This window comes from Streptomyces sp. NPDC058289 (assembly GCF_042880975.1).
Classification (GTDB): domain Bacteria; phylum Actinomycetota; class Actinomycetes; order Streptomycetales; family Streptomycetaceae; genus Streptomyces; species Streptomyces stoeckheimensis.
On record NZ_JBHVYI010000048.1, the window covers coordinates 22,692 to 36,593 of the forward strand.

At 70.4% G+C, this 13,902-nt stretch carries 14 protein-coding genes; 7 read left to right on the forward strand and 7 right to left on the reverse strand.

Translation table 11 applies throughout. From position 1 onward, the window contains the following. Positions 1-456 precede the first annotated feature (456 nt). Positions 457-765, forward strand: a complete 309-nt coding sequence (gene groES, locus ACFVX6_RS23790) for a co-chaperone GroES (protein WP_008739621.1) — start codon at positions 457-459, stop codon at positions 763-765. A gap of 136 nt (positions 766-901) precedes the next feature. Beyond that, on the forward strand, positions 902-2,533 hold the full coding sequence (groL, locus tag ACFVX6_RS23795) for a chaperonin GroEL (RefSeq protein ID WP_389694527.1): 1,632 nt from the start codon (positions 902-904) through the stop codon (positions 2,531-2,533). 101 nt (positions 2,534-2,634) lie between these two features. Here the strand turns inward: groL and ACFVX6_RS23800 are convergent, their stop codons facing one another. The 3 genes from ACFVX6_RS23800 to ACFVX6_RS23810 all read right to left on the reverse strand — a co-directional run bounded on the left by ACFVX6_RS23800 (position 2,635) and on the right by ACFVX6_RS23810 (position 4,878). After that, the gene (locus ACFVX6_RS23800) at positions 2,635-3,333 is read right to left on the reverse strand and encodes an ester cyclase (protein ID WP_389694529.1); all 699 of its coding nucleotides are present in this window, start codon (positions 3,331-3,333) and stop codon (positions 2,635-2,637) included. 90 nt (positions 3,334-3,423) lie between these two features. Then, on the reverse strand, positions 3,424-4,197 hold the full coding sequence (locus ACFVX6_RS23805) for an SDR family NAD(P)-dependent oxidoreductase (RefSeq protein WP_389694531.1): 774 nt from the start codon (positions 4,195-4,197) through the stop codon (positions 3,424-3,426). A gap of 9 nt (positions 4,198-4,206) precedes the next feature. After that, a complete protein-coding gene (locus tag ACFVX6_RS23810; RefSeq protein WP_389694533.1) occupies positions 4,207-4,878 on the reverse strand; it encodes an MOSC domain-containing protein in 672 nt (223 codons plus the stop codon). An 80-nt stretch (positions 4,879-4,958) separates the two neighbouring features. On the opposite strand from ACFVX6_RS23810, the gene ACFVX6_RS23815 reads away from it, so the two are divergent. Further along, positions 4,959-5,858, forward strand: coding sequence for a LysR family transcriptional regulator (locus ACFVX6_RS23815; protein WP_389694535.1), 900 nt, complete (start codon positions 4,959-4,961; stop codon positions 5,856-5,858). 246 nt (positions 5,859-6,104) lie between these two features. Here the strand turns inward: ACFVX6_RS23815 and ACFVX6_RS23820 are convergent, their stop codons facing one another. Further along, entirely contained in the window at positions 6,105-6,440 is a 336-nt protein-coding gene (locus ACFVX6_RS23820; protein ID WP_250744119.1) for a WhiB family transcriptional regulator, read from the reverse strand. A gap of 379 nt (positions 6,441-6,819) precedes the next feature. On the opposite strand from ACFVX6_RS23820, the gene ACFVX6_RS23825 reads away from it, so the two are divergent. The 4 genes from ACFVX6_RS23825 to ACFVX6_RS23840 all read left to right on the forward strand — a co-directional run bounded on the left by ACFVX6_RS23825 (position 6,820) and on the right by ACFVX6_RS23840 (position 11,355). Beyond that, complete coding sequence (locus ACFVX6_RS23825) at positions 6,820-7,431, forward strand: response regulator transcription factor (protein WP_003948568.1); 612 nt, start codon at positions 6,820-6,822, stop codon at positions 7,429-7,431. Positions 7,432-7,793: 362 nt separating this feature from the next. After that, positions 7,794-8,432: a sigma-70 family RNA polymerase sigma factor gene (locus tag ACFVX6_RS23830; RefSeq protein ID WP_389694537.1), complete on the forward strand. Its 639-nt coding sequence runs from the start codon at positions 7,794-7,796 to the stop codon at positions 8,430-8,432. Between the two features lie 125 nt (positions 8,433-8,557). Continuing rightward, on the forward strand, positions 8,558-10,063 hold the full coding sequence (gene guaB / locus ACFVX6_RS23835; RefSeq protein ID WP_250744118.1) for an IMP dehydrogenase: 1,506 nt from the start codon (positions 8,558-8,560) through the stop codon (positions 10,061-10,063). Between the two features lie 167 nt (positions 10,064-10,230). Next, positions 10,231-11,355: a GuaB3 family IMP dehydrogenase-related protein gene (locus ACFVX6_RS23840; protein ID WP_389694539.1), complete on the forward strand. Its 1,125-nt coding sequence runs from the start codon at positions 10,231-10,233 to the stop codon at positions 11,353-11,355. A gap of 88 nt (positions 11,356-11,443) precedes the next feature. Here ACFVX6_RS23840 and ACFVX6_RS23845 read toward each other — a convergent pair whose 3' ends face one another. The 3 genes from ACFVX6_RS23845 to ACFVX6_RS23855 all read right to left on the reverse strand — a co-directional run bounded on the left by ACFVX6_RS23845 (position 11,444) and on the right by ACFVX6_RS23855 (position 13,794). Beyond that, positions 11,444-11,722, reverse strand: a complete 279-nt coding sequence (locus ACFVX6_RS23845) for a hypothetical protein (protein ID WP_389694541.1) — start codon at positions 11,720-11,722, stop codon at positions 11,444-11,446. A gap of 151 nt (positions 11,723-11,873) precedes the next feature. Continuing rightward, on the reverse strand, positions 11,874-12,413 hold the full coding sequence (locus ACFVX6_RS23850) for a hypothetical protein (protein ID WP_389694543.1): 540 nt from the start codon (positions 12,411-12,413) through the stop codon (positions 11,874-11,876). A gap of 151 nt (positions 12,414-12,564) precedes the next feature. Next, entirely contained in the window at positions 12,565-13,794 is a 1,230-nt protein-coding gene (locus ACFVX6_RS23855) for a nucleotide sugar dehydrogenase (RefSeq protein ID WP_327254523.1), read from the reverse strand. Positions 13,795-13,902: the final 108 nt, after the last annotated feature.

Sequence of the window (13,902 nt, forward strand, 5' to 3'; positions counted from 1 at the left end):
CGGGTGCGGCTGGGTCGGCCCTGCGGGGCGAGGTCCCCTACCCGCCCTTCGCCCGTTCCCGGGCTCTGCCCGGACCCCGGTCCTCAAGCGCCGGACGGCTGAAAAGACCCCGCGCGGTGCGGGCCGGCGCCGGTGAAAATTCAGCCCCGCCGGCGTTTGAGGCGCAGGGGTTCGGGGACTGGTCCCCGGCGGCGCTGCCGCGCGTTTCGGGGCCTCTGGGGTGCCCCGAGGGTGCGGGATCCGGGGTGCACACAGGCGGCCCCGGCTGCGAAACCAGCGGCGCGTTCTGGCACTCCGCTTGACCGAGTGCTAATCCCCGGAATAGTCTCGCGTCTGGCACTCGCCCCTGGTGAGTGCCAACACGGCGACAGGCGGATCCGGCACCCGCGACGACGGATCGACCCGGTCGCCACCTCAGACAATTAACCCCGGATCTCCGAAGCGGAAGGTCAGATCGTGACGACCACCAGCTCCAAGGTTGCCATCAAGCCGCTCGAGGACCGCATTGTGGTCCAGCCGCTCGACGCCGAGCAGACCACGGCCTCTGGCCTGGTCATCCCGGACACCGCGAAGGAGAAGCCCCAGGAGGGCGTCGTCCTCGCCGTGGGTCCGGGTCGCTTCGAGGACGGCCAGCGTCTCCCGCTGGACGTCACCGTCGGCGACGTCGTCCTGTACTCCAAGTACGGCGGCACCGAAGTGAAGTACAACGGCGAGGAGTACCTCGTCCTCTCGGCCCGCGACGTGCTCGCGATCGTCGAGAAGTAATCACTTCTCCAGTTTTGCTTTGAGCTACGCCCCTGGTCACCCCTGCTGATGCCGGGCGGCGAGGGGCGTAGTTCGTGTCTGACAGGCGGTCGCGGTGAGCGGCCGGGGATAGCAACGAGAGGGCTGAACCGCTCCCATGCCGAAGATTCTCAAGTTTGACGAGGACGCCCGTCGCGCCCTTGAGCGTGGCGTCAACAAGCTTGCCGACACCGTCAAGGTGACGATCGGTCCCAAGGGCCGCAACGTCGTCATCGACAAGAAGTTCGGCGCTCCCACCATCACGAACGACGGTGTCACCATCGCGCGTGAGGTCGAGCTCGACGACCCGTACGAGAACCTTGGCGCGCAGCTCGTCAAGGAGGTCGCGACCAAGACCAACGACGTCGCGGGTGACGGCACCACCACCGCCACCGTCCTGGCGCAGGCGCTGGTCCGCGAGGGTCTGCGCAACGTCGCCGCGGGTGCTTCCCCGGCCGCCCTGAAGAAGGGCATCGACGCCGCGGTCAAGGCCGTCTCCGACGAGCTCCTCGCGACCGCCCGTCCGATCGAGGACAAGTCCGACATCGCCGCCGTGGCCGCGCTCTCCGCGCAGGACCAGCAGGTCGGTGACCTCATCGCCGAGGCGATGGACAAGGTCGGCAAGGACGGTGTCATCACCGTCGAGGAGTCCAACGCCTTCGGCCTGGAGCTCGAGTTCACCGAGGGCATGGCCTTCGACAAGGGCTACCTGTCCCCGTACATGGTCTCCGACCAGGAGCGTATGGAGGCCATCCTCGATGACCCGTACATCCTGATCAACCAGGGCAAGATCTCCTCCATCCAGGACCTCCTGCCGCTGCTCGAGAAGGTCATCCAGGCCGGCGCCTCCAAGCCGCTCCTGATCATCGCCGAGGACGTCGAGGGCGAGGCGCTCTCCACCCTCGTCGTCAACAAGATCCGTGGCACCTTCAACGCCGTCGCCGTCAAGGCGCCCGGCTTCGGTGACCGCCGCAAGGCGATGCTCCAGGACATGGCCACCCTCACCGGTGCCACCGTCATCGCCGAGGAGGTCGGCCTCAAGCTCGACCAGGCCGGTCTGGACGTACTGGGCTCCGCCCGCCGCGTCACGATCTCCAAGGACAGCACCACCATCGTCGACGGTGGCGGCTCGTCCGAAGAGGTCCTCGGCCGCGTCAACCAGATCAAGGCCGAGATCGAGTCCACCGACTCGGACTGGGACCGCGAGAAGCTGCAGGAGCGCCTGGCGAAGCTCGCCGGCGGCGTCTGCGTCATCAAGGTCGGCGCCGCCACCGAGGTGGAGCTCAAGGAGAAGAAGCACCGTCTCGAGGACGCCATCTCGGCGACCCGCGCCGCGGTCGAGGAGGGCATCGTCTCCGGCGGTGGCTCCGCTCTCGTCCACGCCGTGAAGGTGCTGGAAGGCAACCTCGGCCTGACGGGCGACGAGGCCACCGGTGTCGCGGTCGTGCGCCGCGCCGCCGTCGAGCCGCTGCGCTGGATCGCCGAGAACGCCGGCCTCGAGGGCTACGTCATCACCTCGAAGGTCGCCGAGCTCGAGAAGGGCCAGGGCTTCAACGCCGCCACCGGCGAGTACGGCGACCTGGTCAAGGCCGGCGTCATCGACCCGGTCAAGGTCACCCGCTCCGCGCTGGAGAACGCCGCTTCCATCGCGTCCCTGCTGCTCACGACCGAGACCCTGGTCGTCGAGAAGCCGGCCGACGACGAGGGCGACGCCGGTCACGGCCACGGTGGCCACGGCCACAGCCACTGACCTCGTCAGTAAGCACGGGTAAGCACGGCAAAGCCCCGGTCACCGCTGCCAAGCGGTGGTGACCGGGGCTTTCCCGTGTGCCGCCGGCCCCGGGTGGAGCGTCAGCCGGGCATCATGCCCATCTGGCGCATCAGGCCCGGTGCGTCGTAGTACCACCAGTCCTCGGCGATCTGGCCGTTCTCGATCCGGCAGGTCGTACAGCCCGACATGGTGAATGCCTTGCCGGTCGGCGCGACCCCCATGAACTCGCCCGTGTGGGTGCCCTTCCAGTCCCACAGGGTGGTCACGCAGTCGCCTTCGGCGATCTGGCGCGTCATGTCGAAGGTCATGTCGAAGGCGCCCCGCCACATGCCGACGGTCTTGCGGATGCCCTCGCGGCCGTTGCCCTCGCCGGTGCTCTCCATGATGTCGTGGGTGACGTAGTCGGCCGCGATGCACTCTTCGACGACGTCGAAGTTGCCCTTGCCCACGACCTCTTCGAGGAAGCGGTTCACGACGAGCTTGTTGAGGTACTCGTCGCGGACCACGTCGAGGTTCATGAACTTCGGCATTCCGTCGCAGAGCGCCACCATCTCCTGGAACATCCGGTCGGTTTCCGGGAGCGATGAGTTCCTCATGGCCTCTTCATACGAGGGGAATTCGACGAGGTCCACGTAGTGGGTCTTGGAGTCGCGGTCCCTGCCGATGAGGGTGTGGGTGACCGTGCGCTTACCGGCGCTCTGCTCGGCATAGCGGTCGATGAGACTGTTCATCTCGTCGAAGCGCTTGGTCTCGTAGTCGATCACTTGTACGAATGTCATCGCGTCGCCTCCCGCGCTGGATGGGACACATCCAGTCTAGGGAGATTTCACCCATATGCCGCGTTTACCGACAGGTCTCCACCGGTCCGGTCACTGAGGTCCGTACTTGCGCCCCGTACGCGAGGACACCCCGCCCAGCAACCCCCGCGGGGCCACCTTCACCAGGCCCATCAGCGCCTTGTACCGCGGGTCCGGGATCGAGACCGTCTTGCCCCGCGCCAGATCGGCCAGGGCCGCCGCCACCAGCTTGTCGGCGTCGAGCCACATCCAGCCGGGGATGTTGTCCGTGCCCATGCCGGCCCGCTCGTGGAACTCGGTGCGCACGAAGCCCGGGCACAGCGCCATCAGCCGTACGCCCGAGCCTGCCAGGTCCTTGGCCGCGCCCTGGGTGAACTGCACGACCCAGGCCTTGCTCGCCCCGTAGGTGCCGCGCGGCAGGAAGGCGGCCACCGAGGCCACGTTGATCACGCCGCCGCGCCCGCGCGAGCGCATCGGCTCCACGGCCGCCGAGGTCAGCCGCAGCACGGCCTCGATGTGGACCTTCAGCATGGTCAGCTCGTCGGCCATGGAGACTTCGAGGTAGCGGCCCTTGTTGCCGAAGCCCGCGTTGTTCACCAGCAGGTCCACCGGGTGCTTGCGGTCGGCGAGGCGTTCCTCGACGGCCGTGATGCCCTCCTCGGTGGAGAGGTCGGCGGCCAGCACCTCGGCCTCGATCCCGTGCCGGTCGTGCAGCTCGGTGGCCTGCTCACCCAGCCGCTTGGTGTCCCGGGCCACCAGGACCAGGTTGTGGCCCTCGGCGGCGAGCCGCCGGGCGAAGGCGGCGCCGATGCCCGCCGTGGATCCCGTAATCAACGCAGTCGTCATAGGCGCAACCTAGTCGCCCTGCTTCCCGTACTTCTCCACATGGGACAGCGCCTTGTCCCGAGCCTCCGGCTCCAGGGCGTCGCCCGCCGCGAGCGTGCGCGGCAGCAGCTCCCGCTCGGTGGTGAAGGCGCGGAACCAGAACTCCACCGTCACCTCGTGGTCCGGGCGGTGCACGACCTCGATGGTGTCGCCGGGGGAGACCGAACCCTCCCGCAGGACCCGCAGGTAGGCGCCGGGCCGGGCTTCCCGGGTGAACCGCTTGACCCACGCCTTCTCGCCGAGCATCCCCTGGAAGGTCCGGCACGGAATGCGGGCCGAGGCCACCTCCAGGAGCAGGTCGGGGCCGACCCGCCAGCGTTCGCCGAGCAGGGCGCCGTTCACGTCGAGGCCGGAGGTGGTGAAGTTCTCGCCGAAGATCCCGCCGGGCAGTTCGCGGCCGAGCTCGCGCTCCCACCACTCCAGGTCCTCGCGGGCGTACGCGTACTGGTGGTCCCCGCCGTGATGGCGCAGGTGGCAGACCTCGTCCCCCTCGACGCCGCTCGCGCCGACGCCCTTGGGGCCCGGCGCGAAGACCCGTACGGGGCCCGGCGCGGGGATCTTGCCGTGACCGGTCAGCCCGTTCGGGGCGTCGGTGTGGTCGACGGCCGTCGCGCGGCCGAGGTTCACGGAGATCAGATGCATGGCCCCACGCTAGCGGAATCACCTCAAAGGCGGCCGGGGATTATTCGCGTCGACATCAAAGCACCCCTTATGCTCGAAGGGTGATCGAGGCACGCCATCTCCGAGTTCTGCGCGCTGTCGCCGGAACCGGGTCCTTCTCCGCCGCCGCCCGCGAGCTCGGCTGCACCCAGCCGGCCGTCTCCCAGCAGATGAAGGCGCTGGAGCAGTCCGCCGGCACCCCGCTGCTGATCCGCACCGGGCGCGAAATGCGACTCACCCAGGCCGGTGAAGCGCTGGTCCGGCATGCCGCCGGGATCCTCGCCGGGCTGACGGCGGCCGAGGAGGAGGTCGCGGCCATCGCCGGGCTGCGTGCCGGCCGGGTCCGGCTGGTCTCCTTCCCCAGCGGCAGTTCCACGCTGGTGCCGACCGCGCTCGCGGCGATGCGCGCCGAGCATCCCGGGACCCGGATCTCGCTGGTCGAGGCGGAGCCGCCGCGCTCGGTGGAGATGCTGCGCGAGGGGGACTGCGATCTCGCGCTGGCCTTCCGCTACGGCGGCGCCTCCGGATCGGCGGCCGAGTGGGAGGACCTCGTGGTCCGGCCGCTGCTGACCGACCGGCTCGTCGGACTGGTTCCCGAGGGGCACCGGCTGGCGGGCGCGGAGCGGGTGGGCATGGCCGAGCTGGCCGACGAGCCCTGGATCGCGGGCTGCCCGCGCTGCCGCCGCCATCTGGTGGAGGTGTGCGAGGCCGCCGGCTTCACCCCGCGCATCGACTTCGCCACCGACGACTACCCGGCCGTGGTCGGCCTGGTCGGGGCCGGGCTCGGGGTCGCGGTGCTGCCGGAGCTCGCGGTGGAGTCCGTACGGGCCAAGGGCGTGAGCACCCTCGCCGTGGAGCCGGCCGTCGAGCGGGAGGTCGTCGCGCTGACCCTGCCCGACCTGGCGCGGGTCCCGGCCGTGGCCGCGACCCTGGCCCAGCTGGAGCGGGCCGCCCGGCGCTGACGGTCCGGCGCCGGTGGTCCGGCGCTGACGATCCCCGGCGATGGCGGCCCGGTGCCGGAGGTCCGGCCACCCGGCCCATCTGCCCATCGGCACCGGAGCATCCGCGCCGGACGGGGCGCCACGCGAAGGACCGTACGGCGGTACGGCCGATCGGGTGGCAGCCCGGTCCGGGACGCGGCACGCGCGGGTGCTGTGCCTGTCGAAAATCGAGGAAACGTTCCTTCGGTCGTTTCGTGTGGAGCCCGCTCAGTGCGGAGCGATCGGCGTGCTCGGTCCGATCGCGGTCGTCGCCGGGATCAGGCGATGGCGGGCGCGGCCCATCAGTTCTTCGCGTTCGTCCTCGGTGAGGCCGCCCCACACCCCGTAGGGCTCGCGGACGGCGAGTGCGTGCGCGGCGCATTCAGAACGCACCGGGCATCGCATGCAGACCTCTTTAGCCGAGGTCTCGCGCGCGCTCCTGGCCGCGCCCCGCTCGCCTTCCGGGTGGAAGAAGAGGGAGCTGTCGACCCCGCGGCAGGCAGCCAGCAGCTGCCAGTCCCAGAGGTCGGCGTTCGGTCCGGGGAGGCGGGAGAAATCTGCCATTGGTAGTCCTCTTGGTGCCGGTACTGAGGCGGATACGGTCCATGTCTCCACACCTACTGTCGTAGTAGATGTAAATATGACTCATTGGGAATCTAGCCTCAGACATGCGCCAAACGGAAGGAAAGCCGCCAAATAGGGCATACCGTCATCTGGAGGACACGCGGTGGGTGCTTCCTGCCTTGTGTTCGCTCCCTCACGTAGAGTGCCGAAGGTGTCCGTCCGACCCGTAACTCTTTCGAGTGACCATCGTTGAGAGTGCGAAGGCGGTTGAACCAAGAAGTTCTCGGACATGTGTCCGGGAGCATCGACCGCACAGGTGACGATACGTACCAGCCTGGAGGCTCAAGGTGACGCGCATCAGCAGCTGCGGAGGGCGGTCATGACATCCGTCCTCGTCTGCGACGACTCCCCGCTTGCCCGAGAGGCGCTCCGTCGCGCGGTTGCCACCGTGCCCGGCGTCGAGCGAGTGACGACGGCTGCCAACGGCGAGGAAGTCCTCCGCCGCTGGGGTGCCGACCGTTCCGACCTGATTCTGATGGATGTCCGGATGCCCGGGCTCGGCGGTGTGGAGACGGTTCGCCGGCTGCTCTCGGCCGACCCCGGCGCCCGCATCATCATGCTGACGGTCGCCGAGGACCTGGACGGCGTGGCCCTCGCGGTCGCCGCCGGCGCCCGGGGCTATCTGCACAAGGACGCCTCGCGCGCCGAACTGCGGGCCACGGTCACCCAGGCCCTTGCCGACCCGACCTGGAGGCTGGCCCCGCGCCGGCTCCGCTCGGCCGAGATGGGCGCCGCGCCCACGCTCACCGCGCGCGAGATCCAGGTGCTGGAGGGCATGAGCCACGGCCGGTCCAATGCGGAGATCGGGCGCGAGCTCTTCCTCTCCGAGGACACGGTCAAGACGCACGCCCGCCGGCTGTTCAAGAAGCTGGGTGCATCCGACCGGGCGCACGCCGTGGCGCTCGGGTTCCGCTGGGGCCTGGTCCGCTGACCGCGCGACCGCCGGCCCTCACCGGCCGGCGGTGCCGGGGGCGGGCCGGCCCGCCCGGATCCCGCGGCCCCGGCCGCCCTCCGGAATCTCCCGCGGTCCGATCCGCCGCACCCCGGTGCGCACCGGGGATTGACGGTGCACAATCCGGGGGACGTGTCGCTTCGGGCGCGATGCCGCATGCTTGAGGGTGTGGCGCATCCTGGAGATGTCGCCGCGGGGACGATTCGGCCGAGCGGGAGGGGAGGGGCCAGAGCATGAGTTCCGGTGCACCCACCCCGCACAACCCGTCGACGCATAACGCTTCGACGTACAACACGAGCCGCAGTGCCGCGAATGCTCCGGCGCCAAGGCACCATGGATTGATGCGCCAGGACTGCGAAGACCCAGCCCCGGGGTCACCCGCGACCACAGGCGGCAGCGGCGCCTCCCGAAACAGCGGCGACGGCACCGTCAGCGCGCTCGTACGCCGTGCGGTGGAAGGCGACGAGCAGGCCACCCACGATCTGCTCGCCTTCGTGCACCCCCTCGCGATCCGCTACTGCCGCTCCCGCCTGTCGCGACTTCCGGGTGACGCTCGTCACTTCGTGGAGGACCTGGCGCAGGAGGTCTGCGTCGCCGTCCTGATGGCCCTGCCGCGCTACCGCGACACCGGGCGCCCCTTCGAGGCCTTCGTCTTCGCCATCGCCGCGCACAAGGTCGCCGATCTCCAGCGGGCCGCCATGCGCCATCCGGGCAGTACGGCCGTGCCCTCCGACGAGATGCCGGAGCGGCCCGACGACTCCCTGGGTCCCGAGGAGCGCGCACTGCTGAGCAGTGACGCCGCCTGGGCCAAGAAGCTGCTCGCCAACCTTCCGGAGAACCAGCGCGAGCTCCTCGTGCTGCGCGTGGCCGTCGGGCTGACCGCCGAAGAGACCGGGCAGATGCTCGGAATGTCCCCCGGGGCGGTGCGCGTCGCCCAGCACCGGGCGCTGAGCCGGCTCCGTGCGCTCGCCGAGCAGTAGGCCGTACGGGGTTTTTCCCGTAGGAAGCTACGAACCTTGGCCTTGATCTTGGTCGTGGAATGAGACGCGTCGGGATCCCGTTAGCATGGACATCCGCGCTGAGCAAGACCATCTTGGAAGGTGTCATGACTGTGAACGCCGACGGAGTGCCCGACAAATTCGCCACGCTCGGCCTCACTTATGACGATGTGCTGCTGCTTCCCGGGTCGTCGGACATGTCCCCGGACGCCATCGACACGTCCTCGCTCATCTCCCGCAACGTCCGTGTGAACGTCCCGCTGCTCTCCGCCGCCATGGACAAGGTCACCGAGGCCCGGATGGCCATCGCGATGGCCCGCCAGGGCGGCGTCGGCGTGCTGCACCGCAACCTCTCCATCGCCGACCAGGCCAACCAGGTCGACCTGGTCAAGCGCTCCGAGTCCGGCATGGTCACCGACCCGATCACGGTGCACCCCGACGCGACCCTGCGCGAGGCCGACGAGCTCTGCGCCAAGTTCCGCATCTCCGGCGTCCCGGTCACCGACCCGGCGGGCAAGCTGCTCGGCATCGTCACCAACCGCGACATGGCCTTCGAGTCGGACCGCAGCCGCCAGGTGCGCGAGGTCATGACCCCGATGCCGCTGGTCACGGGCAAGGTCGGCATCTCCGGCGTGGACGCCATGGAGCTGCTGCGCCGCCACAAGATCGAGAAGCTGCCGCTCGTCGACGAGGCCGGCCTCCTCAAGGGCCTCATCACGGTCAAGGACTTCGTCAAGGCCGAGAAGTACCCGAACGCCGCCAAGGACAAGGACGGCCGGCTGCTCGTCGGCGCCGCCGTCGGCGTCGCGGGCGACGCGTACGAGCGGGCCCAGGCACTGATCGAGGCGGGCGCCGACTTCATCGTCGTCGACACCGCCCACGGCCACTCCCGTCTCGTCGGCGACATGGTCTCCAAGATCAAGTCGAACTCGACGGTCGACGTCATCGGCGGCAACATCGCCACCCGCGACGGCGCCCAGGCCCTCATCGACGCCGGCTGCGACGGCATCAAGGTCGGCGTCGGCCCCGGCTCCATCTGCACCACCCGCGTCGTCGCCGGCATCGGCGTCCCGCAGGTCACCGCGATCTACGAGGCCTCGCTCGCCGCCAAGGCGGCCGGTGTGCCCGTCATCGGCGACGGTGGCCTGCAGTACTCCGGCGACATCGCGAAGGCGCTCGTCGCCGGCGCCGACACGGTGATGCTCGGCTCGCTGCTCGCGGGCTGCGAGGAGTCCCCGGGTGAGCTGCTGTTCATCAACGGCAAGCAGTTCAAGTCGTACCGCGGCATGGGCTCGCTCGGCGCGATGCAGTCGCGCGGCGACCGCAAGTCCTTCTCCAAGGACCGCTACTTCCAGGAGGGCGTGGGCGGCGACGACAAGCTCATCCCCGAGGGCATCGAGGGCCAGGTCCCGTACCGCGGCCCGCTCTCCGCGGTCGTGCACCAGCTCGTCGGCGGCCTGCGCCAGTCGATGTTCTACGTCGGCGGCCGCACGGTGCCGGAGCTTCAGGACCGGGGCCGGTTCGTCCGGATCACCTCGGCGGGGCTCAAGGAGAGCCACCCGCACGACATCCAGATGACGGTCGAGGCGCCGAACTACAGCCGCAAGGGCTGAGCGCAGCAGCACCTGACCAGCACCTGAGCAGTACCGGAGGGGCGGGCCCGCACGGGTCCGCCCCTCCGGCGTGCCCGGTGGGTGCGTCCGTACAGCGGTCACCGGAACGCGGCGCGCCGGGGTTCGGGGATACTGGACGGGCAGACCCACAGGAAAGGCCACCACACGTGACTGAGATCGAGATCGGGCGCGGCAAGCGCGGCCGCCGGGCGTACGCGTTCGATGACATCGCCATCGTCCCCAGCCGCCGTACCCGGGACCCGAAGGAGGTCTCGATCGCCTGGCAGATCGATGCCTACCGCTTCGAGCTCCCGTTCCTGGCCGCCCCCATGGACTCGGTCGTCTCCCCGCAGACCGCCATCCGCATCGGCGAGCTCGGCGGCCTCGGCGTGCTGAACCTCGAAGGCCTGTGGACCCGGTACGAGGACCCGCAGCCGCTGCTCGACGAGATCGCGGAGCTGGACGAGGAGTCCGCCACCCGCCGTCTCCAGGAGATCTACTCCGCGCCGATCCAGGCGGACCTGATCCGTCAGCGGATCAAGGAGGTGCGCGACTCGGGCGTCGTCACCGCCGCCGCGCTCTCCCCGCAGCGCACGGCCGAGTTCTCCAAGGCCGTCGTCGACGCGGGCGTGGACATCTTCGTGATCCGCGGCACCACCGTGTCGGCGGAGCACGTCTCCGGCGCCGCCGAGCCGCTGAACCTCAAGCAGTTCATCTACGAGCTCGACGTCCCGGTCATCGTGGGCGGCTGCGCCACCTACACCGCGGCCCTGCACCTGATGCGCACCGGCGCTGCCGGTGTCCTGGTCGGGTTCGGCGGCGGCGCCGCGCACACCACGCGCAACGTGCTGGGCATCCAGGTCCCGATGGCCACCGCCGTCGCCGACGTGGCCGCGGCCCGCCGCGACTACATGGACGAGTCCGGCGGCCGCTACGTGCACGTCATCGCCGACGGCGGCGTGGGCTGGTCCGGCGACATCCCCAAGGCCGTCGCCTGCGGCGCGGACGCCGTGATGATGGGCTCCCCGCTGGCCCGTGCCACCGACGCGCCCGGCAAGGGCAACCACTGGGGCATGGAGGCCGTCCACGAGGACGTGCCGCGCGGCAGGAAGGTCAACCTGGGCGTGGTGGGCACCACCGAGGAGATCCTCACCGGCCCGTCGCACACCATGGACGGCTCGATGAACATCTTCGGCGCCCTGCGCCGCTCGATGGCCACCACCGGCTACAGCGAGCTCAAGGAGTTCCAGCGGGTCGAGGTCACGATCGCAGACTCGCAGCACAGCCGCTGACGCCCGTCCCGGCACCTTCCGAGGCCCGGCTCCCCTTCGGGGGAGCCGGGCCTCGGGCGTACGGGGGTGCGACCGGCCGGGGCGCCGGTCAGTTCTTGCCCTTGGTCCGGCGGTTCACGCAGATGGCCCAGGGGACGAGGAAAGCCGCCGCGAGGAGCAGCCAGGGCACCAGGGAGTACGCGTCGTCCCGGGAGAGCTGGCCGTGCCGGTCGCCCAGGGCCGTGCCGACCAGGACCACCCCCACGAGGGTGAGCATCCCCGGGAGGCCGAGCACCCACAGCAGGACGGTGAACCAGGCGGCGGGTTTGGTGTTCGGGAGGTCCGAGGTGTTCGGGAGGTTCGGGGTGATCGGGAGGTTCGAGGACACGCGCGGATCATAGGGCCGGGGGCCTTGCGGAAGACAGGTTTCCGGCTGCACGTGATCATGGGCCTGCCTGCTCGGAGCCGTGGCGGCCGGGTACGAGGACGGCCCCGGAGTCCTGTGCGGAGTCCGGGGCCGGGCCTTGTGGAACCGAGGGTCAGGCAGCCTTGCGGGCCGACTGGAAGGCGGTGTAGCCGCCGAGGGCGAGGAACAGGTACGTCATCGGGCCCGACGTCTCCGTCCAGGCGTCGACGAGCAGGGAGGTCCCGAGGTCGAGCACGTCGAGGGTGCTCACGCCGAGCTCGTCCGCACCGATCATGGCGAGGCCGAAGATCTGGCCTGCGAAGACGGCGGCCAGCGAGAGCACGGCGCTGAGCACCGGCAGGAGCGGGTTGCCCCCGCCGAGCTTGCCGGCGGCGAAGCCGACAGCGGCGCCGACGCCGACGGCCGCGAAGCCGACCTGGTACCCGGTCAGGCCGATGATCGCGCCGTAGACGGCGGCGGTGACCAGGGCGGCGCCCACGGCCGCGCCGATCCCGAGGCCCACGTTGGCGGGGCGCGCCGGGGCCGGGGCCTGGGCCTGGAGGAAGTCGGCGCCGGACGGGCCGGGGTAGCCGGCCGGGGTGGCGGCGGCTTCGGGTGCGGGCGTCGCGGGCGTGCCGGCATCGGGCGCGGGCGACGGGAACTGCTGGCTCATGGAGAAATCCCCCCCAGGGATTTTGGGGCACACGGGACCCGCACGGCTGACGTGGGGGTGTATGCGCGAGATAAGTCGCCGCAGGCTAGCAGCCGCCTGTGACATCCGTGGAGGGGTTTCGGGTGGAGGGATCGTGCGTGCGGGGCGCGGCCTAGAGGCGGTGCGCGGCGCCCGCCGGGCTGGCACCGCGGGTGTCCAGGAGCAACTGGGCCTTCACAGCCAGGCCTTGTAGATCGTAGGTGCGGTGGTGCTGGAGCAGGATCGTCAGATCGGCGTTGGCGGCGGCCTCGTACAACGATTCGGCACGGGGGACGGGCTGGTCCCTGACGCGCCATCCGGCGATGTACGGGTCGTGGTAGCTGATCAGGGCGCCGAGGTCGAGGAGACGGCTGGCGATCTCGCGGGCCGGGGAGCCCTCCTGGTCGGCGAGGTCCGGCTTGTAGGTGACGCCCAGGAGCAGGACGCGGGCGCCGCGCGCGGACTTGCCGTGCTCGTTGAGCAGGGTGGCGCTGCGCTGGATGACGTACTGCGGCATCCGGTCGTTGATCTCCTGCGCCAGACCGACCATGCGCAACGGGTGGCCGGGGGTGCGGGTGGTGTGGGGGAGGTAGTTGGGGTCGAGGGGGACTCCGTGGCCGCCGACTCCGGGGCCGGGGCGGAAGGCCTGGAACCCGTACGGCTTGGTCTCGGCGCACCGGATGACGTCCCACAGGTCCACGCCGAGGTCGTGGCAGAGCACGGCCATCTCGTTCATGAGGGCGATGTTGACGTGCCGGTAGTTGGTTTCCAGGAGCTGGACCGTTTCGGCCTCGCGCAGGCCGCGGGCGCGGACCACCTTGTCGGTGAGGCGGGCGTAGAAGGCGTGCGCGGACTCGGTGCAGGCGGGGGTGAGGCCGCCGATGACCCTGGGGGTGTTGGAGATGCCGTGCGTGCGGTTGCCGGGGTCGAGGCGGCTGGGGGAGTAGGCCAGGTGGAAGTCCCGGCCGGCGCGCAGGCGGGAGCCCGATTCGAGGATCGGGCGCAGGTAGTCCTCGGTGACGCCGGGGTGGGCCGCCGATTCGAGGATGACGGTGGTGTGCGGGCGCAGCCGGGCGGCGAGCGTGCGGCCCGCCTCGCCGACCGCGGACAGGTCGAGTGCACGGTCGGCGCCGAGCTGGGTGGGGGCGCAGATGACGGCCGTGCGGACCCGGCCCAGTTCGGCGGGGTTGGTGGTGACCCGGAAGCCGGCCGCCGACATGCGGCGGATCTCTGCGGCGGTGAGGGTGGAGTCCGTCGCCGGACCGCTGTCGTAGCCGACCGTCTCGATCCCGGCGGCAACGGCTGCCTGGGCGAGCGGGAGGCCGAGATGGCCGAGTCCGATGACGGCGAGATCTGCGGGCATGGGGGTGCCGTCCCTTCCCTTCCCTGACATGCATGAGGGGGCGGAGCGCGCAACTCCTGTGGAGGAGGAAAGCTGGCGCAATGTCAGACTAGGCGTATATATGACAGA

Excerpts from the sequence above, each read along its gene's own strand:
- ACFVX6_RS23850 (WP_389694543.1), bottom strand. The coding sequence starts at position 12,413 with ATGAGCCAGCAGTTCCCGTCGCCCGCGCCCGATGCCGGCACGCCCGCG.
- ACFVX6_RS23825 (WP_003948568.1), top strand. The coding sequence starts at position 6,820 with ATGACATCCGTCCTCGTCTGCGACGACTCCCCGCTTGCCCGAGAGGCG.
- ACFVX6_RS23820 (WP_250744119.1), bottom strand. The coding sequence starts at position 6,440 with ATGGCAGATTTCTCCCGCCTCCCCGGACCGAACGCCGACCTCTGGGAC.
- ACFVX6_RS23800 (WP_389694529.1), bottom strand. The coding sequence starts at position 3,333 with ATGACATTCGTACAAGTGATCGACTACGAGACCAAGCGCTTCGACGAG.
- groL (WP_389694527.1), top strand. The coding sequence starts at position 902 with ATGCCGAAGATTCTCAAGTTTGACGAGGACGCCCGTCGCGCCCTTGAG.
- ACFVX6_RS23830 (WP_389694537.1), top strand. The coding sequence starts at position 7,794 with ATGCGCCAGGACTGCGAAGACCCAGCCCCGGGGTCACCCGCGACCACA.
- ACFVX6_RS23810 (WP_389694533.1), bottom strand. The coding sequence starts at position 4,878 with ATGCATCTGATCTCCGTGAACCTCGGCCGCGCGACGGCCGTCGACCAC.
- guaB (WP_250744118.1), top strand. The coding sequence starts at position 8,558 with ATGACTGTGAACGCCGACGGAGTGCCCGACAAATTCGCCACGCTCGGC.
- ACFVX6_RS23805 (WP_389694531.1), bottom strand. The coding sequence starts at position 4,197 with ATGACGACTGCGTTGATTACGGGATCCACGGCGGGCATCGGCGCCGCC.
- ACFVX6_RS23855 (WP_327254523.1), bottom strand. The coding sequence starts at position 13,794 with ATGCCCGCAGATCTCGCCGTCATCGGACTCGGCCATCTCGGCCTCCCG.